This is a genomic window from Variovorax sp. SRS16 (assembly GCF_901827165.1).
In the GTDB taxonomy this organism is placed as follows: domain Bacteria; phylum Pseudomonadota; class Gammaproteobacteria; order Burkholderiales; family Burkholderiaceae_C; genus Variovorax.
In genome coordinates this window covers 4,725,743-4,751,921 of sequence record NZ_LR594666.1, presented here as the reverse complement: position 1 = coordinate 4,751,921, position 26,179 = coordinate 4,725,743, and the positions used below count along the sequence as shown (strand labels likewise).

The following is a 26,179-nucleotide window of genomic DNA, read 5'->3' as shown; positions in this document are numbered from 1 at the left end:
CATGAGCCGATTGGCCGCACGTTCGGCCCCTTATCAGGAGTTCTGCCCATGAGTGCCGTTGCCGAAAACATCCAACCCCAGATGCCCGAGCCGATCCTGTTCACCGACAGCGCTGCTGCCAAGGTGGCCGATCTGATCGCCGAAGAAGGCAACCCCGAACTCAAGCTGCGCGTGTTCGTGCAAGGCGGCGGTTGCTCGGGATTCCAGTACGGTTTCACCTTCGACGAGATCACCAACGAGGACGACACCACGATGACCAAGAACGGCGTCTCCCTGCTGATCGACGCCATGAGCTACCAGTACCTGGTCGGCGCCGAGATCGACTACAAGGAAGATCTGCAGGGCGCCCAGTTCGTGATCAAGAACCCCAACGCCACCAGCACCTGCGGCTGCGGATCGAGCTTCTCGGCCTGATGCCATGAGTCGCTGCCAGGAAGCCGCCTTCGGGCGGCTTTTTGCTGCCTGTCGCTTTCCATGAACACCTCGAGTTCCCCGCGCAAAAGCCTGTTGTGGCTCGTCGCCGTCGGCTTCTTCATGCAGACGCTGGACGCCACCATCATCAATACGGCGCTGCCCGCCATGGCGGCCAGCCTGGGCGAAAGCCCGCTGCGCATGCAGTCGGTCGTGGTGGCCTATGCGCTCACGATGGCGATGCTGATCCCCGCATCGGGATGGATCGCCGATCGCTTCGGCACGCGACGGATTTTCTTCTCGGCCATCTTGTTGTTCGTGCTCGGGTCGGTGCTGTGTGCCATGTCGCGCGATATCGGGCAGCTGGTGGCGGCGCGGGTGGTCCAGGGAATGGGCGGGGCGCTGCTGCTGCCGGTCGGCAGGCTGGCGCTGCTGCGCACCGTGCCGCGCGTGGAATTTCTCTCGGCGATGAGCTTCGTCGCGATCCCGGGCCTGATCGGCCCGCTGCTCGGCCCGACCCTGGGCGGGTGGCTGGTGCAGTACGCGTCCTGGCACTGGATCTTCCTGATCAACGTGCCGGTGGGTCTGGCGGGCTGTATCGCGACGCTCAAGGTGATGCCCGATCTGCGCGGGGCCTTCCAGCGGCCCTTCGACGGTGCGGGCTATGCCATGCTGGCCTTCGGCATGGTGGCGATCTCGCTCTCGCTCGACGGCGTGTCCGAACTGGGACTGCGGCAGGTCGGCGTGCTGGTGCTGCTGGTCTTCGGCTTCGCGAGCATCACGGCCTACTGGCTGCATGCGATGCGCCGTCCCGATCCGTTGTTCGAGCCTTCTCTGTTTGGGATCCCGACGCTCAGCATCGGCCTGCTGGGAAATCTGTTCTCCCGGCTGGGCAGCGGGTGCATGCCATTCCTGGTCCCGCTGCTGCTGCAGGTGTCCCTGGGCTACACGCCGCTGCGGGCCGGGCTCACGATGCTGCCGATCGCGCTGGCGGGCATGGCGATGAAGCGCCTCACGACGCCGCTGATCATGCGCTACGGCTACCGCAGGGTGCTGGTCGCCAACACCTCTCTGGTGGGCTTGTCGATGGCGAGTTTCGGCCTGATGGCGCCCGGCCAGCATGTGGCCTTTCATCTTGTCCAGCTGATTGCTTTCGGCGCGTTCAATTCCTTGCAGTTCACCGCCATGAACACGATCACGCTCAAGGACCTGGACGAAAGCCTGGCAAGCAGCGGCAACAGCCTTCTATCGATGGTGCAGATGCTGGCAATGAGCCTCGGCGTGGCCGCCGCCAGCGCCGTGCTGGGCGGCTATGCCGACATCTTCGGCAGCGCAACGCCGGTCGCGACCCTGCATGCGTTCCAGGCGACATTCGCGAGCATGGGACTGGTCACCCTGGCCTCTGCATTGATCTTCTGGCATCTTCCGCCGGAGGCGCACGCCGTCCCGCCGGGGCAACCGGAGGTGTCGGGGCAGGGCTGAGGCGCTGAGGCGCGGGTGGGGAAATCAGGCGGGATAGATCGCGCCCAGCACCCGCGCGCCGCGCGCGCCCGTGACGCTGGCGAGATTGCCCGCCTCTCGCCGCACCGTGCTGCGCGCCAGCCAGGCGAACGCGGCGGCCTCGACCTGCTGTGGCGGCAGGCCGCGCTCCGCGGACGAGATCACTTGCAGCGCGGGAAGCAGCGCCTGCAGGCGGGCGAGCAGGTGGTCGTTCAGCGCGCCGCCGCCGCAGACGATCAGCACCTGGCTGTCGGCGCCGTGGCGCTGCAGGTCGGTGGCGCAGATGGTCGCGGTGAGTTCGGCCAATGTCGCCTGCACGTCGGCCGGGTCGGCGTTCGAGGTTCCCAGATGTGCGGCCAGCCAATCGGGATTGAAGAGATCGCGGCCCGTGCTCTTGGGCGGTGACTTGGTGAAGTACGTTTCGGCCAGCAGGCGCGACAGCAGTTCAGGCCGCACGCGGCCACTGGCTGCCCACTCGCCCGACGTATCGAAGGGCTTGCCGATGTGGCTCTGGCACCAGTGGTCGAGCAGCGCATTGCCGGGTCCGCAGTCGAAGCCGAGGACGGTGCCACGGCCGGCCGGAAGCAGGCTCAGGTTCGAGATGCCGCCGATGTTGAGCACGGCGACGGCCTGGTCGTCGCGTCCGAACAGCGCCCGATGAAAGCCGGGGACCAGTGGTGCACCCTGGCCGCCCGCCGCAAGGTCGCGGCTGCGGAAATCGGCCACCACTTCGATGCCGGTCAGCTCCGCGATCAGCGACGGATTGTTGATCTGCAGGGTGTAGCCGACGCCGTCGAATTCGCCGGGACGGTGTCGCACGGTCTGGCCGTGCGCACCGATCGCCACGACCGCCTTGGCGCTCGTGCCGGTCTCGGCGAGCAATTGCGCCACCACGTCGGCATAGACCCGCGCGAGCCCGTTGCCGGCCAGGGCGGCACGGTGCAGTTCGTTGTCGCCGCCCAGTGCATTGAGCGCCATCAGTTCGGCGCGCAGGCCGACGGGAAAGGGTGCTGCGGCGTGCCCCTGGACATCGATCCGATCGCCGGAGAGATCCGCCAGCACGCCATCGACGCCATCCAGCGAGGTGCCGGACATCAGGCCGATGAAGAGGTCAGCCATCTGCGGGGTCGAAGAAGTTCAGGCCGGCGTTCAGTCCGCGCTGGCCTGGACCACGGAGAATGCGGCGGACAACTCCGCGCGCGTCGCGACCGCCATGCGCTCGAACGCAGGCCGCGAGGCCGCCGCGATCGGCGTGCCGCCATCCTGTTGCGCGATGGTGGCCGGATCTTCGTATTCGCCGTTCACGCGGAATTCGAAATGAAGGTGCGGGCCGGTCGCCCAGCCGGTCATGCCGACCGCGCCCAGGGTCTGGCCCTGCGCGATGCTCTGGCCGACCTTGACGTCGATGCGGCTCAGGTGCGCATACGCGGTTTCCTGGTTGTGGCCGTGCTTGAGGATCACGATGTTGCCGTAGCCGTTCTGCGTGCCGGCGAATTCCACTGAGCCGTCTCCCACGGCGCGCACCGGCGTGCCCGTGGGCGCCGCGAAGTCGATGCCATGGTGCTGGCGCCAGGTGTTGAGGATCGGATGCAGGCGCATCGCGAAGCCGCTCGACACCCGCGAGAACTCGACGGGTGAACTCAGGTAGGCATGGCGCAGGCTGTCGCCGTTGGGGCGGTAATAGCTGCCTTTCTGGCCGGATTCCTGGAACCACAGCGCCTGGTGCAGCTTGCCGTTGGTCTCGAACTCGGCGGACAGCACGCGGCCGGTGCGCAGCGACTGGCCGTCGGCATCGAAGGTTTCATAGACGACTGCGAAGCGATCGCCCTTGCGCAAGGTGCGGAAGTCGACATCGCCGGAGAAGATGTCGGCCAGTTGGCCCGCCACCGCATCGGGAATCCCGGCGTCGTCGGTGGCCGCGAAGAGCGAGCTGCGCACCACGCCGCTCGCCAGGCGGGTGCCGGGCGTCAGCGCGTCGGTTTCACTGCGCACTCTGAAGCCGGCGCCGGCCTTTTCGACGATGAGGCGCTTGAAGTTGCCGTCGCCATCGGGGATCCAGCGCGCGCTGAGCTTCAGCAGGGTGTTCTCTTGCGTGGCTTCCGCCGTCACGGTGCGGCCCGGGCGGCTGAGCAAGGCGGCACGGGCGTCGGAATTGGCGCGCACGAAGGCAGCCGCCGCCGGGTCGGCGATTCCGAGGCGGCCGAGGAGCGCTTCGGCCGTGTCGCTCGAACGCGTGCTTTCCGTACGGAACAGCGTGAAGTTGTGGTTGTCGAGTGCCTCCATCTGATCGGCGACGGGCAGCGGCGTCACGGCTTCGAAAACCTGCTTGACGGGCAGCTTGGCCGCATCCGGTCCGAGCGAGGCGACGGCGAACGCGCCGCCGCCGGCCGTCAACAGCAACGAGGCGATCACCGCGGTGATCTGCCTGGAGTACGTTCGGAACGTGTAGGCCACGCGGGAAGCAAATAGCTCCTCCGCGACAAGAATGCCGTTGATCAGACTCAAACTTCGAATTCCAGCTCAGGTTCTGCAAATCCGCGCTGCGAGGGGCCGTGTCGAACGGGCGGCAGGACGGTGCGGAAAAAGCGCCGCTTAGAATTCGACGCTTGAAAGTCGGGCTGAGTATAGCTTCGGCCATAGAGAAAACAGCCAGAAAAGCCAATGAACCCCGATTTTGTTACATCCACAAGTCTGTCCGACGCTGTAGGACGAGCTCTCGAAATTTCACTCCGTGGGACCGACGAGCTGCTGCCCCAGGACGAGTGGGTGCGCAAGCTGCAACGCTCCGAGGCGACCGGGACGCCGCTGCGGATCAAGCTGGGCCTCGATCCCACGGCGCCCGACATCCACGTCGGCCATACGGTGGTGCTCAACAAGATGCGCCAGCTGCAGGATCTCGGGCATACCGTGATCTTCCTGATCGGCGACTTCACGACCACCATCGGTGACCCGTCCGGCCGCAACAGCACCCGGCCACCCTTGACGCGCGAGCAGATCGAGGCCAACGCTCAGACCTACTACCGGCAGGCCAGCCTGGTGCTCGACCCCTCGAAGACCGAGATCCGCTACAACTCCGAATGGAGCGACCCGCTCGGTGCACGCGGGATGATCCAGCTCGCGGCCAAGTACACCGTGGCGCGAATGATGGAGCGCGACGACTTCAGCAAGCGCTTCAAGGCCGGCCAGTCGATCTCGGTCCACGAATTCCTCTATCCGCTGATGCAGGGCTACGACTCGGTGGCGCTGAAGTCCGATCTCGAACTGGGCGGGACCGACCAGAAGTTCAATCTGCTGGTGGGGCGCCATCTGCAACAGGAATATGGCCAAGAACCGCAGTGCATACTCACCATGCCGCTGCTGGAAGGGCTCGATGGCGTCGAGAAGATGTCCAAGAGCAAGAACAACTACATCGGCATCAGCGAGGATCCGAACACCATGTTCGCCAAGGTGCTGTCGATCTCCGACACGCTGATGTGGCGCTGGTACCTGCTGCTGAGCTTCAAGTCACTGGCAGAGATCGAGGCACTCAAGGCCGAAGTCGAGGCCGGCCGCAATCCGAAGGACGCCAAGGTCGCGCTCGCCAAGGAAATCACTGCGCGCTTCCACAGCGCCGCCGCCGCCGACGCAGCCGAGCAGGACTTCATCAACCGCAGCAAGGGTGGCGTGCCAGACGAAATCCCCGAGCTCACGCTATCAGGTGCGCCGCTGGGCATTGCGCAGTTGCTCAAGCAGGCCGGGCTTGCGCCCTCGACCTCGGAAGGCAACCGCCTGATCGAAGGCGGCGGCGTGCGCATCGATTCGGGCGTGGTCAGCGACAAGGCGCTCAAGCTGTCCGCCGGCAGCTACGTCGTGCAGGTCGGCAAGCGCAAGTTCGCGCGCGTCCATCTGAGCTGAGCTGCGGCGCCGCCCGTGTCCGTCGCCGATCGCCCCTCGCCACGCGGCGCATGGAGTCCTTCGGCGCTGCTGCGGGTGTCCATCGCGGTCGCGCTGGTCACGATCGCGCTCAAGGGCTGGGCCGGCTACGTGACGAACTCCATGGGCCTCATCTCGGATGCCATGGAATCCTTCGTGAACCTGGCCAGCGCCACCTTCGGGCTGGCGATGGTCACGATCGCCGCGCGGCCGCCCGACACGGACCACCCCTACGGCCACCACAAGGCCGAGTACTTTTCGTCGGGCTTCGAAGGCATCCTGATCATCGCCGCGGCCATCGCCATCCTCGGGGCGGCCGTGGTGCGGCTGCTCTCGCCCCAGCCGCTCGAGCAGCTCGGCTGGGGGCTGGCGCTGTCGATCGTCAGCTCGGGCTTCAATGCCGCCCTGGCCGTTGTGCTCTTCCGGGCCGCGCGAAGCCATCGCTCCATCGCCCTCGAAGCGGACGCGCGCCATCTGGTCACCGACGTCTGGACCTCTGCCGCGGTCGTGGTCGGCATCGTGGCGGTCGCCCTGACCGGCTGGCTCTGGCTCGATCCGGTGCTCGCGATCGGCGTCGCGCTGAACATCGTGCGCGAAGGCGCGAAGCTGGTCTGGCGCTCGTCGCAGGGGCTGATGGACGCGGCGCTCGATCCACAAACGCTGGCACTGCTGCAAGCCACGCTGGATCGATTCCTGGCCCGGGTGCCCGAAGGGCCGCAGCTGCGTTTCGACGACATCGTCACCCGCCGTGCCGGCCAGCGCCGCTTTGCCGACCTGCACATGCATGTGCCCGGCGACTGGTCGCTGCAGCGCGCGGCCGGCTTGCGCGATGCGGTCGAGCAGGCTCTGATGGATGCCGTGCCCGGCCTGCGCGTGACCATCCAACTGCTGCCGCTCGGCATGGAAGCCCGCGCCACGCAACGCGAGGACGCGCCATGAAGGCGCTGCTGCAGCGGGTGGCTTCGGCGCGTGTCGACATCGCCGGCCGCGCCGTCGGCGCCATCGAGGCCGGCCTGCTCGTGCTGCTTTGCGCGGAGCGCGGCGACGCCGATGCGGTGGCCGAGCGGCTTCTGGCGAAGATCCTGAAGCTGCGCATCTTCTCGGACGACGCCGGCAAGATGAACCGCAGCGTGCAGGACATCGGCGGCGGATTGCTCGTGGTGAGCCAGTTCACGCTGGCTGCCGACGTGAGCGGCGGCAACCGCCCGAGCTTCACGCAGGCGGCGCCGCCTGACGAAGGGCGGCGGCTCTACGATCATTTCGTCGCGCTGGCGAAGGCCGCGCATCCGGTGGTGGCCACCGGCGAGTTCGGCGCCGACATGCAGGTGCACCTGGTGAACGACGGCCCGGTCACCATCCCGCTGCAGATGTAGCGGCCGGCGCGCCGCTCACGCGCCGTTCAATAAGGGTTCGCGATCCCGAGTCCGGCGAGGATCTCGATCTCGCGCGCTTCCATCGCCTCGGCGTCTTCCTCGCCGGTCTCGTGGTCCCAGCCTTGCGCATGGAGCGTGCCGTGCACCAGCAGGTGCGCGTAGTGCGCCGCCAATGTCTTGCGCTGCGCCCTGGCCTCGCTCGCCACCACGGGCGCGCACAGCACCAGGTCCGCCATCACCACGGGCTCCTGCGCATAGTCGAAGGTCAGCACGTTGGTCGCGTAGTCCTTGCCGCGGAACTCGCGGTTGAGCCGCTGGCCTTCTTCGGCATCGACGATGCGCACGGTGATCTCCCCCTCGCGGTCGAGCGCGTGGCGGACCCAGCGTGCGACGCTGTGCCGCGGCAATGCGGCGCGGTGGCGGTCCACGCCCTTGAAGCGCGCGAACTGCAGCGACAGCGAAAGAACGGCGAGTGCCATGTCAATGCCTTGCGGTGCGCTTGCGGGCGTTGTCGTAGGCGTCGACGATGCGCGCCACCAGCGGATGCCGCACCACGTCGGCACTGGTGAAATGCGTGATCGCGATGCCGTTGACGCGCCGCAGCACCCGTTCGGCATCGACCAGCCCGCTCAACTGCGTCTTGGGCAGGTCGATCTGGCTCACGTCGCCCGTCACCACGGCCTTGGCGCCGAAGCCGATGCGCGTGAGGAACATCTTCATCTGTTCGGGCGTGGTGTTCTGGGCCTCGTCGAGGATCACGAAGGCGTTGTTGAGCGTGCGCCCGCGCATGAAGGCCAGCGGCGCGATCTCGAGGGCGTTGCGTTCGAAGGCCTTCTGCACCCGGTCGAAGCCCATGAGGTCGTACAGCGCATCGTAGAGCGGCCGCAGATACGGATCGACCTTCTGCGTGAGGTCGCCGGGCAGGAAGCCGAGCCGCTCGCCGGCTTCGACCGCGGGCCGTGTCAGCACGATGCGCTGCACCGCGCTGCGCTCCAGCGCGTCGACCGCGCAGGCGACGGCGAGGTAGGTCTTGCCGGTGCCGGCCGGGCCGATGCCGACAGTGATGTCGTGGTTCGCGATGTTGTGCAGGTAGACGCTCTGATTGGGCGTGCGCGCGCGCAGGTCGGTGCGGCGCGTGGCGAGCGTGATGGCGCCGTCGGGCGCTTCGTCCATCGCGCCGTCGCCTGCCAGCGTGAGCTGGACGACCGCGGCATCGATCGGCCGCTGCGCGATTTCGTAGAGCGCCTGCAGCACCTCCATCGCGCGCTGCGCATTGACCTTGGGGCCGTCGATCTTGAACTGCTCGTGCCGATGCGCGATCTTGACGTTGAGCGCTTCCTCGATACGCCGCAGGTGCGCATCGAGCGGCCCGCAGAGGTGGCCGAGGCGCGTGTTGTTGGGTGGGGCGAAGGTGTGTCGCAGAATCACGCGGATTTCATTCAAGAGCGAGAAGGGCACCCATGATAGGCAAACTCACCGGCATCCTGGCCGAACGCAATCCGCCGCAGGTGGTGGTGGACTGCCATGGCGTCGGCTACGAGGTCGACGTGCCGATGAGCACTTTCTACAACCTGCCGGCGAGCGGCGAGCGCGTTTCGCTGCTCACGCACTTCGTGGTGCGCGAGGATGCGCAGATCCTCTATGGCTTCGGCACGGCCGCGGAGCGCGCAGCTTTTCGCCAGCTGATCAAGATCTCGGGCGTCGGGCCGCGCACCGCACTGGGCGTGCTCAGCGGCATGAGCGTGGGCGAGCTCGCACAGGCCATCACGCTGCAGGAAGCGGGGCGGCTGGTGAAGATTCCCGGCATCGGAAAGAAGACCGCCGAACGCCTCCTGCTCGAACTCAAGGGCAAGCTGGGTGCCGAGCTTCCGCTGCCCGCGCACGCCGCCACCGATGCGCAGGCCGACATCCTGCAGGCGCTGATCGCGCTCGGCTACAGCGACAAGGAGGCCGCCGCCTCGCTCAAGGCGCTGCCGAAGGACGTGCCGGTGGGCGAGGGGATCAAGCTGGCGCTGCGCGCGCTGGCCAAGTGAACCTGCGCGTCAGAGGTCCTGCGTGAGCAGCGCGAGCAGGAACATCGCACCCTGGCATGCGATCACGATGCTGTGGCGCTGGATCAGCTGACGCGCATCCTGCACGCGCTCTTCGAGCGTGCGCGAGGCATCGGACGCGAAGCGCAGGCCGAGGCGGTGCGTGGCGCTGTCCAGCGCAGGCATCGACGTGATGGTGCCCGTGGCCAGGCTCTCGAGCAGCCCGCCGTCGAAGCGCAGCCGCGCTGCGAGGTAGCGCTCGAAGACGCCGATGACGATCGTCGCGCCGAAGCCCATGCACGAGATCGCCGGCAGCGAACGCGCGGTCAGCGCCAGCACGAGCAGGGACACGCAGCTCAGGCCCAGGCCGCAGGCCGCCATCACGGCGCTGGCGCGCAACAGGCTCGCAGCGGCGGCACAGAGTGCCCGGTCGTTCTCGCTCATGGGATTCTTTCTCGGCGGAGCATTCTGCCAGCGCGCGCTGCGGCACCGGCCGAGGCCGCCCAGCCGACTAAACTGCGCGCTCAGCCCGACCTGCCATGACCATCCAGACCGACGACTTCGCACCGGCCCCGCAACGCGTGGTGTCCGCCGCGCCTGCCTCGCCCAACGAGGAAGCGATCGAGCGGGCGCTGCGCCCCAAGCTGCTCGACGAATACGTCGGCCAGGCCAAGGTGCGCGAGCAGCTCGAGATCTTCATCGGCGCCGCCCGCCAGCGCGGCGAGGCGCTCGACCACGTGCTGCTGTTCGGGCCGCCGGGGCTGGGCAAGACCACGCTGTCGCACATCATCGCGGCCGAGCTCGGCGTGAACCTGCGCCAGACCTCGGGCCCGGTGCTCGAGAAGCCGAAGGACCTCGCCGCGCTGCTCACCAACCTCGAGCGCAATGACGTGCTCTTCATCGACGAGATCCATCGCCTGTCGCCGGTGGTCGAGGAAATCCTCTACCCCGCGCTCGAGGACTACCAGATCGACATCATGATCGGCGAAGGCCCGGCCGCGCGCAGCATCAAGCTCGATCTCCAGCCCTTCACGCTGGTCGGCGCCACCACGCGCGCCGGCATGCTGACCAATCCGTTGCGCGACCGTTTCGGCATCGTCGCGCGGCTCGAGTTCTACACGCCCGAAGAGCTGGCGCGCATCGTGCACCGCAGTGCCGGACTGCTGGCGGTGCCGACGGACGCGGCCGGCGGTTTCGAGATCGCGCGACGCTCGCGCGGAACGCCCCGCATCGCCAACCGGCTGCTGCGGCGCGTGCGGGACTACGCGCAGGTGAAGAGCGACGGACGCATCACCGAAGAGGTTGCGCACAAGGCGCTGGCGATGCTCGACGTCGACCCGCAGGGCTTCGACCTGATGGACCGCAAGCTGCTCGAAGCCGTGATCCACCGTTTCGACGGCGGGCCGGTCGGGCTGGACAACATCGCGGCCAGCATCGGCGAGGAATCGGGAACCATCGAGGACGTGATCGAGCCCTATCTGATCCAGCAAGGCTATCTGCAGCGCACGCCGCGCGGTCGCATCGCCACGTTGGCCGCGTACCGCCATCTGGGTGTCGCGCCGCCGCAGCGCGATGGCGACATGTTCACGGCCTGAGCTCGCCCCCAGGCTTGCCCACTTCGTGTGGCCGCCCACCCCCTACCGGGGGCAACACCGGCGGACCGGCGGAGCCGGATCCGCGGTGTTCCACGAAGAAGACGGGGTCATGGGGGCGTCATTGAAGCTTCACTGGGTTGCCACTGCGCGGTCACTCGCCGCCGCGACGATGACAACCCATGCAACGCGACGATGCTTTTCTTCGTGCATGGCGCGACTCGGGCGGCCTGGATTCCGGCGCGTCTGACGACGATGAGGCCACGCGGCCGCCGCAGCACTACCGCACGCTCTGGATTTCGGACCTGCACCTGGGCACGCCGGGTTGCCAGACACGTGCGCTGCTCGACTTCCTGAAGCACACCGAGTGCGAGACGCTGTTCCTGGTCGGCGACATCGTCGACGGCTGGCAGTTGCGGCGCAACTGGTACTGGCCGCAGGCGCACAACGATGTCATCCAGAAACTGCTGCGCAAGGCACGCAAGGGCACGCGGGTGATCTTCATCCCGGGCAACCACGACGAATTCGCGCGCAAGTACCTGCACCACAACTTCGGCGGCATCGACGTGGCGGAGGAATGGATCCACGAGACGGCGGACGGCCGCAAGCTGTGGGTCATGCACGGCGACCTGTTCGATGGCGTGATCCAGTGCGCGAAGTGGCTGGCCCACGTGGGCGACTCGCTCTACGAATTCACGCTGAAACTGAATCGCCATCTCAACTCGCTGCGCGCGCGCATGGGCTTGCCGTACTGGTCGCTGTCGAAATACCTCAAGCTGAAGGTCAAGCGCGCAGTGAGCTACGTGGGCGACTTCGAGCACGCTGTGGTGCGGGAGGCCCGCAAACGCGGCGTGCACGGCGTGGTCTGCGGTCATATTCATCATGCGGAGCTGCGCGACATCGACGGCATCCTCTACGCCAACGACGGCGACTGGGTCGAGAGCCTGACGGCGCTGGCCGAACGGGCCGACGGATCGCTCGAGATCCTGCATTGGGCCCAACACATGCCCGTCGCCACGCGATCGGGTCGCGGTGCTTCGCGGCGCGAGTTGGCGAAAGCATGAGCGTTGCGCCGGACCGCTCCGTCGACCTCGTGTACTTCAACGCCGGCGGCGGCCATCGGGCCTCCGCGCTGGCGCTCGAGTCGGCCATCCGGCGTCAGGGTCTGCCCTGGAAAGTCAGGCTGATCAACTTGCGCGAGGTGCTCGACCCCAGGGACAGCTTCCGCAAGCTCACCGGCATGGATCCCGAGGATGTCTACAACAAGCGGCTCGCGCGCGGCTGGACGCTCGGGCTGGCACAGGAACTCAAGCTGCTCCAGGGGATGATCCGCTGGGGCCACGCAGCGCTCGCGCGCCAGCTCCAGCAGCATTGGCTGAGAAGCGAGCCGGACCTCGTGGTGTCGCTGATTCCGAACTTCAACCGCGTGCTGTGCGAATCGCTGGCCTCGGCGCTTCCGGGCGTGCCATTCGTGACGGTGCTGACCGACCTGGCCGACCATCCGCCGAACTTCTGGATCGAGCCGGGGCTGGATCAACATCTGGTTTGCGGTTCGGCCAAGGCCGTGCAGCAGGCGCGCGCGGCCGGTTGTGCGGAAGATCGCATCCATGCGACATCGGGCATGCTGATCCGCTCGGCGTTCTACGAGGCCCAGCCGATCGACCGCGCGGCCGAGCGGCGGCGCCTGAAGCTCGACCCCGATCGTCCGACGGCGCTGGTGCTGTTCGGCGGGCAGGGCTCGAAGGCGATGCTCGGGATCGCGAAGCGCCTGGCCGACACCCAGCTCATCCTGGTCTGCGGTCACAACGACGCATTGGCCAGGGCGTTGCGCGCCCTGCCGTCGCGCGCGCCGAAGCTGGTGCTCGGATTCACGTCCGATGTCGCGCGCTATATGCAACTGGCCGATTTCTTCATCGGCAAGCCCGGCCCGGGCAGCCTCAGCGAAGCAGTGCAGATGGGATTGCCGGTGCTCGTGGTGCGCAACCGCTGGACCCTGCCCCAGGAGCGATACAACGCGCAGTGGGTGCGCGAGCAGGGCGTCGGGCTGGTCTGTTCGAGTTTTGTCGAAGTGGATCGCGCGGTGAATGAAATGACCCGCCACCTCGACCGCTTCCGGTCTGCGGCAGGCCGCATGCGAAACCGCGCGGTCTTCGAAGTGCCGGCGATCCTGGACGGCATCCTCGCGCGGGCCGACATGCCGCAAGGCGAGGCCGTCCAGGGCGCCGTCGGGATTCACCGTTGACGGCGATGGGCGAAGCGCCCGGAGCGCCACATCTGAGCGCCGAAGTCACATCTCGTTGCTGGTCAACGGCCGCGGCTTGGGCTATCGTGTCTGGCTCGGCAAGTCGGTCAGCCCGCGCCTTCACACTGCGATGTGTCGTGCGCGCCGGCATCCACACCCAGACGGAGACAAGCATGAGATTCCCTTACATGGGCACAGCGCGCGTCAAATATCTGATCTCGATGCTCGAGCATCGCCGTCTGGTGCGCCGCATGCCGCAACGGGTCAGCGGCGATGCCGCCGATCCGTGCGCGGCTGGCGAATCGATCGATTTGTCGATCGAAACACTGCCGGCAGACGAGAAGCTCGGATCCTTCCAGACGTCGTCGCCGTGGGTGGGTGTCGCTGGAGCCGTTCAGCGGAGCCACTGACCGAGTCCGTCTTTCGCCGAGGCGATCTACCAGGGCGGAAAGACCAGAAGCGAAGCGGTCACGATGATCGTGGCGAGCAGTGCGATATCGGCAAGCGCTTCGCCAGTTTCGCCGAATCGAACCCGAGTCGTTTTACGCATGGGAGCCTCCGGGACAGGAGGCTCTTGTAGAAGCTTTCAGCCAGCAGCAACTGACTGAATCGGCGCAGCTGTCGCCGGAGTGCCGCTGCGCTAGTGGAAGAACGCAGCGTCGATGCCGGACAACAGGATGCCGATCCCGGCCACGATCAGGGTGAGCGCGACCATGCGTCGTGCGACGGATCGGCTGAGGGCGAGTTCGCCTTTGGTTTTTTTCAAGGAATCGACTTTCTGGTCAAGCCCTGCACATCTGCGTGCAGAACACGCGCGGACTGTGCCTTCTTCATGCTGAATGGTGGCTGACCAATGCCCCCGCCACCATGAGATCGGCGCGGAGGCACCGGCTGGAGAGCCTGGAAAAGCCGAGTGGAAATACCGGCTGGGCAATGTGCTTTCAGGCCGTCATCCCGATGCGAAGCACAGCGCGCTGTCGCTCATGTGCGTCGCCCGCAGGAACGCGGCCGGCGGGCGTTGCGGTGCGTGAGGTTCAGGCCTGGCGCTCTTCGAGCCAGTGGGTGCCGCGGCCGAAAATCTCGTTGCCGACCTGCATGATCGCCGTCAGCTTGGTGCGGTTCTTCGGCGTGTCGGGATGCCACAGGCCGCCCATCTGCGTGCCATGGGCCGCCAGGCCCTTGATCCAGCACACGCGAACCTCCCGGGATATGAAGGTCGAGCTGTGGCGGGACGGGGTTCCCCGCGGCTGCAGCACCATCACCATCCGGCGAGCGATTTGAGCGACCATCCGAATGCGAACATGAGTCCGATGATCAACCCCGATTTCCACCAGACGCGTGCGCCACGCCGCGAAGGAACCGGGTTCCTCCAGGGCGAATTCGATGGCCGGGCCGGACGCTCGGGCTTGTCCGTCCACCAACCGAAATTGGTGTCGGTTTCATTGTGAGGACCTTGTTTCATGTAACCAATTTTAGTTACATAAGACCTAAGTTCTCACTTGCCTGTGTGAGGGGAAACGGTGTTCCGTGAAGAAGTACCGGGATGCCTGCGCCGGCCGTGCCAAAGCCTGCCGAGAAGCCCCGAAAAAGACAATCAGGCGGTCTCGCCGCCGTCGGCGGTGATGACCTGGCCGGTGATGAAGGCACCGGCGCGACTTGCCAGCATCAGGGCGATGCCTGCGATGTCCTCGGGCTCGCCGATGCGGCCCAGCGGGAGCATTTGCTCGCGCTCGCTCAGCAGCTTGGGGTTCTCCCAGATCGCTCGCGAGAAGTCGGTTCGGATCAGGCCGGGCGCGATGCAATTGATGCGGATGTTGTGGCGGCCCCATTCGAGCGCGAGGCAGCGCGCCATCTGCATCTCGGCGGCCTTGGACATGCCATAGAGGCCCAGTGCGGCGCGGCCGCGATAGCCGCCGATCGAGCCGATGAAGATCACCGCGCCGTCGCGCCGCTGCGCCATGTCGGGAAGTACCAGGTTGGCCAGCCACAGGTTCGACTGCACGTTGTTGTGCATGACTTTGTCGAAGACTTCGTCGCTTGCCGACGCAGTGGGCCCGTAGTAAGGATTGGTCGCTGCGTTGGCCACCAGGATGTCGACGCGGCCCCACTCGGCGAGGGTGCGGCGCACCATCTCTTCCAGCTCCGGCTTGCGTGAGATGCTCGCCGGCAGCGCGAGCGCCACGCCGCCGTTGGCACGGATGGATCCGGCCACTTTCTCGCAGGCCTCGGCCGTGCGGCTCGTGATGACGACACGGGCGCCTGCCGCGGCCAGATGCTCCGCGATGGACCGGCCGATGCCGCGGCTGGAGCCGGTGACGATCGCCACCTTGCCCTTCAGATCGAATGCATTCATGGGATTCCTCGGGTGCGCGCTCAGGCGGCCTGGTAGATGCTGATGTTTTCGGCAATGCAGGCCGGCTTGTCGCGACCCTCGATCTCCATCACGTCCTTGAAACGCAATTTGCAGCCGTGCTCGGTGTGTTCGACGGCCAGCAGGGTGCGGCGCAGGCGCACCCTGTCGCCCGGGTGCACCGGTGCGATGAATCGCACCTTGTCGTAGCCGTAGTTGACGCCGGATGCCATGGTGTCGAGCCTCCAGATCCGCCGCGCCAGGTGCGCCATCAACGACAAGGTCAGCATGCCGTGCACCAGGGTCTTTCCGTGCGGGGATTCGCGCGCGGCGCGCTCCGGATCGGTGTGCAGCCAGAAGTCGTCCTTGGTGACGCCGGCGAAGCCGTCGATGCGGCCCTGATCCAGGCCGAACCAGTCGCTCACGCCCAGTTCCTCGCCTGCAGCAGCGGCAAGCGCCGCGACGTTCTTGAATACGCGTTGGGGCATGGCGGGTCTACGACTCGCGCTTGGGCATCTTGGCGATCAGCGCGCCCCATTTCGCGAACTCGTCGCGGGTCGACTTGGCCAACTGTTCGGCCGAGGCCGGCATCGCATCCAGGCCACGGTTCTCGATGAAGGCCTGGAATTCCGGCGTCTTCTGGATCGCGAGCAACTCGTCGGAGATGCGGTGGGTCACCGCGGCCGGGAGATCGGCAGGCCCGTACATGGCGAACCAGGCCGAGAACTCGAAGCCTGGATAGATCTCGTTCATGGCCGGGGCGTCCTTGATCACCTTGTGGCGCTTGGCGCCGGTGGTCGCCAGCACCTTCACCATGCCCTGCTTCCACATCGGTACCGTGCTGCTGATCACGTCCATGGTGAAGTCGATGTTGCCGGCCAGAAGATCCTGCGTCACCGGGGCCGATCCCTTGTAGTTCACCTGGTTGAAGCTGAGGCCGGCATGCTGCGCGAGCATCGCGATCGTCAATTCGGTGCCGGTGCCGACCCCGGCGGAGCCCGCGACCAGCTTGCCCGGCTCGGCCTTCGCGCGTGCCACCAGATCCTGCACCGAATTGATCGGTGACTTGGCGCTGACCATCAGCGCATAGGGAAAACCGGCCAGGCCTCCGAGCGCCGTGAAATCCTTGATCGTGTCGTAAGGCAGCTTGCGCAGATGCGGTGCGATGGCCTGGATGGTGTTGGCGCTGATGCCGATGGTGTAGCCGTCGGCGGGCGACCTGCGCAGCTGATCGAGGCCGACCTGGCCGGCCGCGCCCAACACGTTTTCCACCACCAGCGATTGTCCGAGGCTGGTGCCGAGCTGCTTGGCGACCTGACGCGCCAGCGCGTCCGTGGGTCCGCCCGCGCTGAGCGGGCAGATCAACCGGATCGGCCGTGCCGGCCACGGCTGCTGAGCCTGCGCGACACCGCGCCATGTCGTGAAGGCAAGGGCGCTCTTCACCAGGGTTCGTCTCGTCACCATCTGCTTGTCTCCTGGGTCACTCAGAAATTCGACGGCCCCATGCTCCAGCCGCCGTCCACGTTGATGTTCTGGCCGGTCACGTAGCTGGCGTCGGGCGAGGCGAGGAACAGGATCACGGTGGCCATCTCCTCGGCCTTGGCGAAGCGGCCCAGACGAATCCCGACCAGGTAGGCATCGCGCACTTCCTGCGGCAGGCCGTGGATCCGGTCGGTGCCGACGACGCCGGGCGCGATGCTGTTGACGCGGATGCCGCTGGGCGCGAGCTCCTTGGCCAATGCCTTGGTGAACGCGATCACGCCGCCCTTGGCCGCCGAATAGTCGGTGAGGTTCGGGCCGCCGATCACGCCCGCGATCGACGCCACGTTGACGATGCTTCCGCTGCCCTGTTCGATCATGGTGTTGACCACGGCCCGCGTCACGTTGAGGGTGCCGACCAGGTTGAGATCGATCATTTCGTGCCAGCGCTCCGGGCCCGACTGGGCAAAGCTCTGGTGGCCGGTCTTGATCACCGGACCCGCAGCGCCGCCGGCCACGTTGACCAGCAGGTCGATGCGGCCGAAGCGCTCGCGGGTCGCGTTCGCCACGTCGTTGGCAGAGCCGAAATCGGTGATGTTGCCGGCAACGAATTCAGCCTCCCCGCCTGCCGCCCGGATGTCCTCGACGGTTCGGCGTCCTCCCTCGGCAACCAGGTCCGTGACCATGACCTTGGCGCCCTCGCGGGCCAGCAGGCGGCAGGTCGCGCCGCCGATGCCGCCCCCGCCGCCGGTCACGAGGGCTGTCTTGTTCGAGAATCGCATGCTTGCTTGCTCCTTAGTTGAGGGGTGGGACATCGGCCGCGGCCTCGACGGGCGATGCCGCGGCCTTCATCGGCTGCGCGCTCGGCGGCGTGCGCAAGCGCTCCAGCAGGGCCGCGATCGGTCCGGCGAGCCCGCTTCGAAAGCACAGCACGCACACCACGAAGATCAGCCCCTCGATCACGGTGAGCCAGGCGCCGAACTGCGCCAGGTAGAGGCCCATCGCCACGAGCACGAAGGCGCCGACCACCGGCCCCCACAGCAGGCCCATGCCGCCGATCAGCGTCATCAGCACCACCTCGCCCGACATCGGCCAGTAGATGTCGCCGAGGCTCGCGGACTCGAACACCAGGCATTTGGTTGCGCCGGCGAGCCCCGACAGCGCGGCCGAGATCGTGAAGGCGAGGATCTTGTAGCGCTCGACCCGGTAGCCCAGCGAGAGCGCGCGCTGTTCGTTTTCGCGGATGCCCTTGAGCACATGGCCGAACGGCGAATGCACCGTGCGCTGGATGAGCGCGAAGCCCGCCACGAAGACGGCCAGCACGAAGTAATAGAGATGGAAGGAATCGCGCAGATCGATGAAGCCGAAGAGCGCGCCGCGCGGCACGCCCTGGATGCCATCCTCGCCGCCGGTCCACGGCGCCTGGAGCGCATAGAAGTAGACGATCTGCGACAGGGCCAGCGTCACCATCGAGAAATAGATGCCGACGCGGCGCACCGACAGCCAGCCGAACACCAGCCCGAGCAGCGCGTTGGCGGCGATCGATGCCAGCAGCGCCAGTTCGGGCGTGACGCCCCAGTTCTTCATGGCGTGCGCCGTGACGTAGGAGCCCAGGCCGAAGAAGGCCGCATGGCCGAAGGACATCAGGCCGGTGTAGCCCACCAGCAGGTTGAAGGCGCAGGCGAAGAGCGCGAAGCACAGCGCCTTCATCAGGAACACCGGATAGAACACCAGCGGTGCCAGCAGCGCGGCAACGGCCAGCAGCACGATCAGCGGCCTGTGCAGGTCCGAACCCAGCCCTTGCTTCATCGCACTTCCTTCCCGAACAGGCCCGACGGCTTCACCAGCAGGACGACCGCCATCACGACGAAGACCGCGACGTTGGAGGCCTGCGGATAGAACACCTTGGTGAGGCCTTCGACCAGGCCGAGCGCGAAGCCCGAGATCATCGCGCCCGGCAGCGAGCCCATGCCGCCGATCACCACCACCGCGAACACCACGATCAGCAGGTTCGCGCCCATCTGCGGGCTGACCTGGTAGATCGGCGCCGCCATGACGCCCGCGAAGGCGGCGAGCCCGACACCGAAGGCATAGGTCATGGTGATCATGCGCGGCACGTTGACGCCGAAGGCGCGCACCAGCACCGGGTTCTCGGTGCCCGCGCGCAGGTAGGCGCCCAGGCGCGTCTTCTCGATCAGGAACCAGGTCGATGCGCAGGCCAGCACCGAGGCCACGATGACCCACAGCCGGTAGTTCGGAAGGAACATGAAGCCCAGGTTCTGTCCGCCGCGCAGCAGCTCGGGCACGGGCGCGTTCTGGCCGGTCGAGCCGAAGCCGTTGCGCAGCAGGCCTTCGATGACGAGGGCGAGGCCGAAGGTCAGCAGCAGCCCGTACATGGGGTCGAACTTGTAGATGCGGCGCAGCAGGAGTCTTTCGATCAGCGCGCCCAGCGCGCCCACGGCCAGCGGCGCCAGGATCAGCGCCCACCAGTAGCCGATGCCCGCATAGCGCAGCAGCATCCAGCCGCAGAACGCGCCCAGCATGTACTGGGCGCCGTGAACGAAGTTGACGATGTTCAGCAGGCCGAAGATCACCGCGAGCCCGAGGCTCAGCAAGGCGTAGAAGGCGCCGTTGATGGCGCCGACCAGCAGCTGGCCGAACAGCGCCTGGGGTGGAATGCCGAGTAGCTCGAACATGCTGGAATGTCCCCTCAGACGCCGAGCGCGCGGCGCAGCGTGTCCATGTTGCGGGCGATCTCGCTGTTCGCGAAACCGTCGATCACGCGCCCGTGCTCGACCACGTAGTGACGGTCGGCGACGGTGGCGGCGAAGCGGAAGTTCTGCTCGACCAGGATGATCGTGAAGCCGCGCTGCTTGAGCAGCCGCAAGGCCGCGCCGATCTGCTGGATGATGATCGGCGCCAGGCCCTCGGTCGGCTCGTCGAGCAGCAGCATCGACGCGCCGGTGCGCAGGATCCGGGCGATCGCCAGCATCTGCTGTTCACCGCCCGACAGCTTGGTGCCCGGACTGCGGCGACGCTCGCGCAGGTTGGGGAACAGCGTGAAGATCTCCTCGGCCGTCATGCCGCCCTTGGCGATCACCGGCGGCAGCATGAGGTTCTCTTCCACGTCGAGCGAGGCGAAGATGCCGCGCTCCTCCGGGCAGTAGGCCAGGCCCAGGCGCGCGATGCGGTCCGAACTCAGGCCGATGGTTTCCTGGCCCGCGAAGCGCACCGAGCCCTGGCGTTTCTCCTGCACGCCCATGAGCGCGCGCAGCGTGGTGGTCTTGCCGGCGCCGTTGCGCCCGAGCAGGGTCACGACCTCGCCGCGGCGCACATCGATGTCCATGCCGTGCAGCACGTGCGATTCGCCATACCAGGCCTGCAGGCCCCGCACCGACAGCAGGGCGGTGGCGTCGGGCGCGTCAGGGTGCATCTTCGACTCCCAGGTAGGCCGCGCGGACCTCGGGATTGGCCGAGACGCCGGCGTAATCGCCTTCGGCCAGGACCTGGCCGCGCATGAGCACGGTGATGCAGTCCGACAACTCGGCGATCACGTTCAGGTTGTGTTCCACCATCAGGACGGTCCGGTTGCGCGCCACCTTCTTGATCAGCGCCGAAATGAGCGCGACGTCCTCCAGGCCCAGGCCGGCCATGGGTTCGTCCAGCAGCATCACCTCGGGGTCGAGCGCGAGCGTGGTGGCCAGCTCGAGCGCCCGCTTGCGTCCGTACGACAGCTCGGCCGCGCTGATCGATGCGAAGGACGCGAGGCCGACCGCATCGAGCAACTCGTCCGCGCGCGCGTCGAGTGCCGCCAGCCTGCGTTCGGAGCGCAGGAAGTGGAACGAGTCGCCGCGCCGGCGCTGCAGCGCCAGCCGCACGTTCTCGCGCACCGGGAGGTGCGGAAAGACCGCGGAGATCTGGAACGAGCGCACCAGGCCCTCACGGGCCAGGTCGGCCGGGTTCCTCCGCGTGATGTCCCGGTCCCGGTAGCGGATGCGGCCGCTGCTCGGCGCCAGGAAGCCGGTCAGCAGATGGAAGAGGGTGGTCTTGCCCGCGCCGTTCGGACCGATGAGCGCGTGGATGGTGCCGCGCCTGACGCGCAGGTTGACCCGGTCAACGGCCACGAAGCCGAGGAAGTCCCGGCTCAGGTCTTCGGTCTGCAGCACGATGTCGGAGGTCATCGGATGGCGTGTGAGGGTGAGGCTCAGGCGGCGGAGCCGGGATCGAAGCGCGGCTTGCGGCGCTGCGTGAGCGCGGCCACGCCCTCGCGCGCTTCCGGGCCGGAGAAGCCCAGGATCTCGAGCGCCAGCGAGGCATCGAAGGAAGGCCACATCATCCGCAGCCAGTTGTTCATCGAGTATTTGGTGAAACGCACCGCGCCGGGCGCCGCCTGAACCAGCCGCTCGGCGATCGCGAGCGCGCGCTGCATCACCTGGTCATCGTCGACGGCCATGGTCACGAGGCCGATCCGCTCGGCCTCCTCGCCGAGGATCGGCTCGCCGAGCATCAGGTAGTACTTGGCCTTCGCGAAGCTGCACAGAAGCGGCCAGATCAGCGCCGCATGGTCGCCGGCCGCGACGCCGATGCGCGTGTGCGGGTCGACCAGCTTGACCGTCTTGCCCACCACCGAGATGTCGGCCAGCAGCGCCACCACCAGGCCGCCGCCGGCCGCGGTGCCGCTGATGGCCGAGATCACGGGCTTGCTCATGTGGATCATGTTCTCCACCATGCGCCGGCCGTCCTTCCACATGCGTTCGCGCCACTCGTGGCTGTCGACGATCTTGTCCAGGCCCTCGAAGTCGGAGCCGGCGGAGAACGCGCGGCCCTGGCCGGTGACGATCGCGACGCTGGTGTCCGGGTCGTCGTCGATCAGCCGCCAGATCTCGCCCATGTCGTGGTGCAGTTGATAGTCCATGCCGTTCATGTCGCCGCGCGACATCGTGATGCGCAGCACGCGCGGCGCCGGGCGGTCGAGGATGATCGATTCGTAGTCTGGATAGTGCATGGCGGTATCTCTTTGCGAGCGGACGAGCGGGCCGATCCGCATCGCCGGGACGGTTGCAAAACTGCGTTCGGCTCAGGCGGCCGCGCGTGCGCGCAGCACGTCGACCGCGTCGGGGTTCACGATCGACGACAGGTCGCCGAGCGGCTGCCCCGACAAGGCGTTGCGCACCAGCCGCCGCACCAGCTTGCCGGTGCGGTTCTTCGGCAGCGCCTCGACCGTGATCACCTCCTTCGGCGCGTAGGAGGCGCCGAGCTTCGACACCACCACGGCCTTCAGGCGATCCGGCAGGCCTTCCATCCGGGTGTCCGGCCGCGGCACCACGACGCAGACCAGCGCGTAGCCCTTCACCGCATCCGGCACGCCGACCGCGCAGGCCTCGCCCAGTTCACCGGAGGAGAGCAGCGCGGTCTCGATCTCGGTCGGTCCGGTTCGCTTGCCGGCGATCTTCAGCGTGTCGTCCGATCGGCCGTGCACGTACCAGATGCCCTGCGCATCGCGCGATGCCAGGTCGCCCTGCACCCACATGCCGGGGATGCGCGACCAGTAGCTCTCGAGGTAGCGCTCGCGGTCCTTCCAGAGGCCCCTGGTGGTGCCCATCGACGCCTGCTTCATCACGAGCTCGCCGATCTCGCCCGGCGGCAGGCTGCGGCCGTCGGCATCGACGATGTCCGCACCGGTGCCCGGCGCGGGGCCGGAGAAGCCGCCCGGCTTCATCGGGTCGAGAATGGAGCTCAGCACCAGCGTGCCGATCTCGGTGCCGCCGCAGTGATTCATGATCGGCGCGACGCCGCGGCACATGTAGTCCATCGTCCATTCCCAGGTCGGAAGATCCCATGGCTCCCCGCCGGAGATCACGATCCGGATCGCGGACATGTCGATGCGCGGCGCGCCGGCCGAGACGCCCGCCTTCATCATGCGGGCCAGCGTCGGCGACAGGCCGAACACAGTCACCTTGTGCTGCGACGCGAGCCGCAACAGGCGGTCGTTGGCCGGATAGTCGGGCACGCCTTCCGCCAGCACGAGCGTCGCGCCGACCATGCCCGTCGTCGCGATCTGCGCCGGCCCGACCAGCCAGCCGAGGTCCGACATCCAGATGAAGCGGTCGTCGGGCCCGGTCTCGTTGAAGATGTTGTAGTCCAGGGACATCTTCGCGAGGAAGCCCACGTGGGTGTGGACCGCGCCCTTGGGAACGCCCGTCGTGCCGGAGGTGTAGAGCACCATCAGGGGCGCCTCGGCATCGAGTTGCGCGGTCGGGTAGTCGGTCGGTGCGCCCGCGAGGAATTCATCCCAGCCGAGGTCGCCCGGCTGGCGATCCCATCCGCAGCCGAGTGCGTCGAGAACGACGACGTGCGCCAGCTGCGGCATCGCGGGCCGGGCCGCATCGATGACGGTCTTCATCGGCAGGGTCTTGCCGCGCCGGCGTGCGCCGTCCGCCGTGACGATCAGCCTGGCACCCCCCGCATTGACGCGGGTGGCGACCGCATCGGCGCCGAAGCCCGAGAACAGCGGCAGCGCGATCGCGCCGATCTTGGCGACGGCATAGAAGACGGCCACCGTCTCGGGCAGGATCGGCATGAAGAGCGCGACCGAGTCGCCGGCCTTGCAGCCCAGCTTGACCAGGCTGGCGGCGATGCGGCACGTCTGGCGCTGAAGCTCGTCGTAGTCCCAGCTGACCGACCTTCCGTCCTCCCCCACCCAGACCAGCGCCGGATGCGCGCCGCGCCCGGCAGCGATCTGCCGGTCGAGGGTGTTGAGCACGAGGTTGGTGGTGCCGCCCACGCACCAGCGGGGCCATTGCACGCCCTCGCTCAGGTCGCAGAGACGCTCATAGGGACGATAGAACCGGATGCCGCTGAATTCGAGGATCGAGGCCCAGAAGCGATCCGGCTCTTCGCGCGACCATGCCACCAGCGCGTGATAGCTGCCGAGGCCGACATGGCGCAGCAGCGCGGCGAGGCGGCTCGCGGAGGTCTGCTGCGCGGTCGGACGCCAGCGGAAACCGTCATCGGCCTGTGGAGGTATGGCGGCTGTCATTTCGGCGCGGGCGTGTGCACAGGGGAATACAACTTGATGATGGCCGAGACGTCCAGATGCCCCAGCCCCGAATCGCAGAGCTGCGTGTAGAGGCTCAGGGCCTGGCTCGCCATCGGTATCGGCACGCCCGCCTCGCGCGCGGCAGCCTGGGCCAGCGACAGATCCTTCTGCAGCATCGTGGCGGCGCCGCCGGGCCGGTAGTCGAAGTTCGCCGGCGAGCTCGGCACCGGTCCCGGCACCGGGCAGTTGGTGGTCACGGCCCAGCACTGGCCCGAGGAGTTCGCGACGACCTCGAAGAACTGCTGGGTGTCGAGGCCCAGCTGCCGCGCGAGCACGAAGGCCTCGGAAACCGCCACCTGCGTCACGCCGGCGATCATGTTGTTGCAGATCTTGGCCAGCAGGCCGGTGCCCTCGGGCCCCAGGTGCCGCACCACCGATGCCATCGCCGCCAGCACCGGCCTCGCGCGCGCGAAGGCCTCGTCGGTGGCGCCCACCATGATCGTCAGCGTGGCCTGTTCGGCGCGCACCGAGCCGCCGGAAACCGGCGCGTCGACCATCATGTGGCCGGCGGCGTGCGCCGCCTGCTTCACATGGCGCGCGCTTTCCGTGTCGACGGTCGAGCAGTCGATGAAGAGCGTCCCGGGTCGGGCCGCGGCAAGCACACCGTCGTCGAAGAACACCTGCCGGAGTTCCTTGCCGCTCGGCACCATGGTCACGACGACGCCGGCCTCCCGCACCGCATCGGCGCCATGGCGGGCCGCCTGCGCGCCGCGCTGCGCGAGCAGCGCGACGCGCTCGGCAGAGGGATCGAAGGCGACGACCGGATAGCCTGCCTTCAGCAGGTTCGTCGCCATCGGCAGGCCGAGGTTGCCGATGCCCAGGAATGCGACCGGCTCCGGCATCAGAGCGCCTTGACCAGGGAGCACTCGGTCGTGGGTGCCCGCGTGACGCTGGCGGCGGGCAGCGTCTTCTGCAGGGTGTAGTAGTCCCACGCGTACTTCGATTGTTCGGGCGTCTTGACCTTGAACATGTAGAGGTCGCGTTCGACGCGGCCGTCGACGCGCACCTTCGCGGGCGAGCCGAAATCGTCGCCGGGGATGTCGCGCATGGCCTTGACCACCGCGATGCCGTCCATCGGATTCACGCCGGTCGCCAGCGCCTTCAGGTAGTGCGTGACCGCGCTGTAGGTATCGCCCTGGATGGCCGAGGGCATGGTGCCGTGCCTGGCGAGGAAGCGCTTGGAGAACTGGCGCGACTTGTCGTTGCGGTCCCAGTAGAAGGATTCGGTGAAGACCAGGCCGGACGCGCTCTTCAGGCCGAGTCCATGCACCGCGTTGAACATCGCCGTGGTGAGCGGCGCGATGGTCTGCCCATGGCCCGAGATGCCGAACTCGGCCGCCTGCTTCACGAGATTCGACATGTCGTCGCCGGCAGTGGCGAGCGCGATCACCTTGGCCTTGGAGGCCTGTGCCTGCAGCAGCTGCGACGAGAAGTCGCCCGCATTGGCCGCATGCTTGACCGAGCCCACCACCTTGCCGTGATGGGCCTCGATCACGTCGCGGGCGTCTTTCTCGGTGGCGGTGCCGTAGGCGTAGTCGATGGTGATGAAGTACCAGCTGTCGTTGCCGGTCTTGAGCAGTTCGGGCGGCGCGCCATTGGCCATGCCGTAGGTGTCCTGCGCCCACTGGATGCCGTTCGGCGAGCAGGCCTTGCCCGTCAGCTGCGACGCTGCCGGCGAGGTGAACAGCGCGACCCGGTTGGCCTGCCGCGTGACTTCCTGGACCGCGAGCGCGACCGCCGAACTCGGCACGTCGACCACCGCCGTGACCCCTTCGGTATCGAACCACCGCCGCACGATCGCGGACCCGACATCGGGCTTGTACTGATGGTCGGCATAGACCACTTCGACCTTGCGGCCGGCGACGCTGCCGCCGAAGTCCTCGACCGCCATGCGGGCCGCGACCACGCTGCCCTGGCCGCTCAGCGACGCGGCGATGCCCGATTGGTCATTGAGCACGCCGATCTTGATCGGCGCCGGTGATTGGGCCATGCAGCCGAAGGACAGCAGGAGTCCGGCGGCCACGGCGGCGCGCATGGCGAGGCGCCGTGGCGCGTGGATGACCGAGCTTGCGCTGGCGTGAGTCTTCATGCGGCTTGTCTCCTTGTCTGGCGGGCGACTGATCGTGCGCTCCGTGTCCCAGGTTGTTGGTGGCCGCAGTGTGTCAAACGCGTTCGCCGCTCTCAATCGAAT

29 protein-coding genes are annotated in these 26,179 nt (G+C 67.4%); 10 read left to right on the top strand and 19 right to left on the bottom strand.

The genetic code is table 11. The features are described from left to right. Positions 1-48: 48 nt before the first annotated feature. Positions 49-414 carry an iron-sulfur cluster insertion protein ErpA gene (erpA, locus tag E5P2_RS23000; RefSeq protein WP_162569458.1) on the top strand — a complete coding sequence of 122 codons (366 nt, stop codon included), beginning with the start codon at positions 49-51 and terminating at the stop codon, positions 412-414. 60 nt (positions 415-474) lie between these two features. Continuing rightward, entirely contained in the window at positions 475-1,893 is a 1,419-nt protein-coding gene (mdtD, locus tag E5P2_RS22995) for a multidrug transporter subunit MdtD (protein ID WP_162569457.1), read from the top strand. 24 nt (positions 1,894-1,917) lie between these two features. Here the strand turns inward: mdtD and E5P2_RS22990 are convergent, their stop codons facing one another. Both E5P2_RS22990 and E5P2_RS22985 read right to left on the bottom strand, forming a co-directional pair. Continuing rightward, entirely contained in the window at positions 1,918-3,030 is a 1,113-nt protein-coding gene (locus tag E5P2_RS22990) for an anhydro-N-acetylmuramic acid kinase (RefSeq protein WP_162569456.1), read from the bottom strand. A 30-nt stretch (positions 3,031-3,060) separates the two neighbouring features. Next, on the bottom strand, positions 3,061-4,410 hold the full coding sequence (locus E5P2_RS22985) for a M23 family metallopeptidase (RefSeq protein WP_162570619.1): 1,350 nt from the start codon (positions 4,408-4,410) through the stop codon (positions 3,061-3,063). Between the two features lie 162 nt (positions 4,411-4,572). Between E5P2_RS22985 and tyrS the strand changes: the two genes are divergently transcribed. Genes tyrS through dtd form a run of 3 tightly spaced genes read left to right on the top strand, consistent with a single transcriptional unit; the run spans position 4,573 to position 7,196 of the window. After that, complete coding sequence (gene tyrS, locus E5P2_RS22980; protein ID WP_162569455.1) at positions 4,573-5,805, top strand: tyrosine--tRNA ligase; 1,233 nt, start codon at positions 4,573-4,575, stop codon at positions 5,803-5,805. Between the two features lie 15 nt (positions 5,806-5,820). Then, entirely contained in the window at positions 5,821-6,762 is a 942-nt protein-coding gene (locus tag E5P2_RS22975; protein WP_162569454.1) for a cation diffusion facilitator family transporter, read from the top strand. Next, on the top strand, positions 6,759-7,196 hold the full coding sequence (gene dtd, locus E5P2_RS22970; protein ID WP_162569453.1) for a D-aminoacyl-tRNA deacylase: 438 nt from the start codon (positions 6,759-6,761) through the stop codon (positions 7,194-7,196). The genes E5P2_RS22975 and dtd overlap by 4 nt, the downstream gene beginning before the upstream one ends. Before the next feature lie 26 nt (positions 7,197-7,222). Here the strand turns inward: dtd and ybeY are convergent, their stop codons facing one another. Next, positions 7,223-7,675 (bottom strand): rRNA maturation RNase YbeY, encoded by a 453-nt coding sequence (ybeY, locus tag E5P2_RS22965; RefSeq protein ID WP_162569452.1) that lies wholly within the window; start codon positions 7,673-7,675, stop codon positions 7,223-7,225. A 1-nt stretch (position 7,676) separates the two neighbouring features. Then, entirely contained in the window at positions 7,677-8,624 is a 948-nt protein-coding gene (locus E5P2_RS22960; protein ID WP_162569451.1) for a PhoH family protein, read from the bottom strand. Positions 8,625-8,656: 32 nt separating this feature from the next. On the opposite strand from E5P2_RS22960, the gene ruvA reads away from it, so the two are divergent. Beyond that, positions 8,657-9,229 (top strand): Holliday junction branch migration protein RuvA, encoded by a 573-nt coding sequence (gene ruvA / locus E5P2_RS22955; RefSeq protein ID WP_162569450.1) that lies wholly within the window; start codon positions 8,657-8,659, stop codon positions 9,227-9,229. 9 nt (positions 9,230-9,238) lie between these two features. Here the strand turns inward: ruvA and E5P2_RS22950 are convergent, their stop codons facing one another. After that, positions 9,239-9,670 carry a hypothetical protein gene (locus E5P2_RS22950; protein WP_162569449.1) on the bottom strand — a complete coding sequence of 144 codons (432 nt, stop codon included), beginning with the start codon at positions 9,668-9,670 and terminating at the stop codon, positions 9,239-9,241. A 95-nt stretch (positions 9,671-9,765) separates the two neighbouring features. Between E5P2_RS22950 and ruvB the strand changes: the two genes are divergently transcribed. From ruvB to E5P2_RS22930, 4 genes are all read left to right on the top strand, one after another. Next, on the top strand, positions 9,766-10,821 hold the full coding sequence (gene ruvB / locus E5P2_RS22945) for a Holliday junction branch migration DNA helicase RuvB (protein WP_162569448.1): 1,056 nt from the start codon (positions 9,766-9,768) through the stop codon (positions 10,819-10,821). Positions 10,822-11,000: 179 nt separating this feature from the next. Then, the gene (locus tag E5P2_RS22940) at positions 11,001-11,882 is read left to right on the top strand and encodes a UDP-2,3-diacylglucosamine diphosphatase (protein ID WP_162569447.1); all 882 of its coding nucleotides are present in this window, start codon (positions 11,001-11,003) and stop codon (positions 11,880-11,882) included. Then, positions 11,879-13,060: a glycosyltransferase gene (locus tag E5P2_RS22935; RefSeq protein WP_162569446.1), complete on the top strand. Its 1,182-nt coding sequence runs from the start codon at positions 11,879-11,881 to the stop codon at positions 13,058-13,060. Before E5P2_RS22940 ends, E5P2_RS22935 begins: the two co-directional genes overlap by 4 nt. A gap of 188 nt (positions 13,061-13,248) precedes the next feature. Then, complete coding sequence (locus E5P2_RS22930; RefSeq protein ID WP_162569445.1) at positions 13,249-13,470, top strand: hypothetical protein; 222 nt, start codon at positions 13,249-13,251, stop codon at positions 13,468-13,470. A 230-nt stretch (positions 13,471-13,700) separates the two neighbouring features. Here the strand turns inward: E5P2_RS22930 and E5P2_RS38165 are convergent, their stop codons facing one another. The 14 genes from E5P2_RS38165 to E5P2_RS22865 all read right to left on the bottom strand — a co-directional run bounded on the left by E5P2_RS38165 (position 13,701) and on the right by E5P2_RS22865 (position 26,077). Continuing rightward, positions 13,701-13,826: a hypothetical protein gene (locus tag E5P2_RS38165; RefSeq protein WP_269475699.1), complete on the bottom strand. Its 126-nt coding sequence runs from the start codon at positions 13,824-13,826 to the stop codon at positions 13,701-13,703. A gap of 268 nt (positions 13,827-14,094) precedes the next feature. After that, entirely contained in the window at positions 14,095-14,478 is a 384-nt protein-coding gene (locus E5P2_RS22925; protein WP_162569444.1) for a hypothetical protein, read from the bottom strand. Positions 14,479-14,654: 176 nt separating this feature from the next. After that, positions 14,655-15,413, bottom strand: coding sequence for an SDR family NAD(P)-dependent oxidoreductase (locus tag E5P2_RS22920; protein ID WP_162569443.1), 759 nt, complete (start codon positions 15,411-15,413; stop codon positions 14,655-14,657). Between the two features lie 20 nt (positions 15,414-15,433). Continuing rightward, positions 15,434-15,898, bottom strand: a complete 465-nt coding sequence (locus E5P2_RS22915) for a MaoC family dehydratase (RefSeq protein ID WP_162569442.1) — start codon at positions 15,896-15,898, stop codon at positions 15,434-15,436. A gap of 7 nt (positions 15,899-15,905) precedes the next feature. After that, positions 15,906-16,874 (bottom strand): Bug family tripartite tricarboxylate transporter substrate binding protein, encoded by a 969-nt coding sequence (locus tag E5P2_RS22910; protein WP_162569441.1) that lies wholly within the window; start codon positions 16,872-16,874, stop codon positions 15,906-15,908. A gap of 20 nt (positions 16,875-16,894) precedes the next feature. Then, the gene (locus E5P2_RS22905) at positions 16,895-17,671 is read right to left on the bottom strand and encodes an SDR family NAD(P)-dependent oxidoreductase (protein ID WP_162569440.1); all 777 of its coding nucleotides are present in this window, start codon (positions 17,669-17,671) and stop codon (positions 16,895-16,897) included. Positions 17,672-17,684: 13 nt separating this feature from the next. Then, positions 17,685-18,698 (bottom strand): branched-chain amino acid ABC transporter permease, encoded by a 1,014-nt coding sequence (locus E5P2_RS22900; RefSeq protein ID WP_162569439.1) that lies wholly within the window; start codon positions 18,696-18,698, stop codon positions 17,685-17,687. Beyond that, the gene (locus E5P2_RS22895; RefSeq protein ID WP_162569438.1) at positions 18,695-19,585 is read right to left on the bottom strand and encodes a branched-chain amino acid ABC transporter permease; all 891 of its coding nucleotides are present in this window, start codon (positions 19,583-19,585) and stop codon (positions 18,695-18,697) included. The genes E5P2_RS22900 and E5P2_RS22895 overlap by 4 nt, the downstream gene beginning before the upstream one ends. A 14-nt stretch (positions 19,586-19,599) precedes the next feature. Next, positions 19,600-20,322 (bottom strand): ABC transporter ATP-binding protein, encoded by a 723-nt coding sequence (locus tag E5P2_RS22890; RefSeq protein WP_162569437.1) that lies wholly within the window; start codon positions 20,320-20,322, stop codon positions 19,600-19,602. Further along, positions 20,312-21,070 (bottom strand): ABC transporter ATP-binding protein, encoded by a 759-nt coding sequence (locus E5P2_RS22885; protein WP_162569436.1) that lies wholly within the window; start codon positions 21,068-21,070, stop codon positions 20,312-20,314. The genes E5P2_RS22890 and E5P2_RS22885 overlap by 11 nt, the downstream gene beginning before the upstream one ends. Positions 21,071-21,093: 23 nt before the next feature. Next, positions 21,094-21,894 (bottom strand): enoyl-CoA hydratase/isomerase family protein, encoded by an 801-nt coding sequence (locus tag E5P2_RS22880; protein WP_162569435.1) that lies wholly within the window; start codon positions 21,892-21,894, stop codon positions 21,094-21,096. A 72-nt stretch (positions 21,895-21,966) separates the two neighbouring features. Continuing rightward, a complete protein-coding gene (locus E5P2_RS22875; protein WP_162569434.1) occupies positions 21,967-23,928 on the bottom strand; it encodes an AMP-binding protein in 1,962 nt (653 codons plus the stop codon). After that, positions 23,925-24,830 (bottom strand): 3-hydroxyisobutyrate dehydrogenase, encoded by a 906-nt coding sequence (gene mmsB / locus E5P2_RS22870; RefSeq protein WP_162569433.1) that lies wholly within the window; start codon positions 24,828-24,830, stop codon positions 23,925-23,927. The genes E5P2_RS22875 and mmsB overlap by 4 nt, the downstream gene beginning before the upstream one ends. Then, on the bottom strand, positions 24,830-26,077 hold the full coding sequence (locus E5P2_RS22865) for an ABC transporter substrate-binding protein (RefSeq protein ID WP_197908541.1): 1,248 nt from the start codon (positions 26,075-26,077) through the stop codon (positions 24,830-24,832). The genes mmsB and E5P2_RS22865 overlap by 1 nt, the downstream gene beginning before the upstream one ends. Between the last annotated feature and the right edge of the window lie 102 nt (positions 26,078-26,179).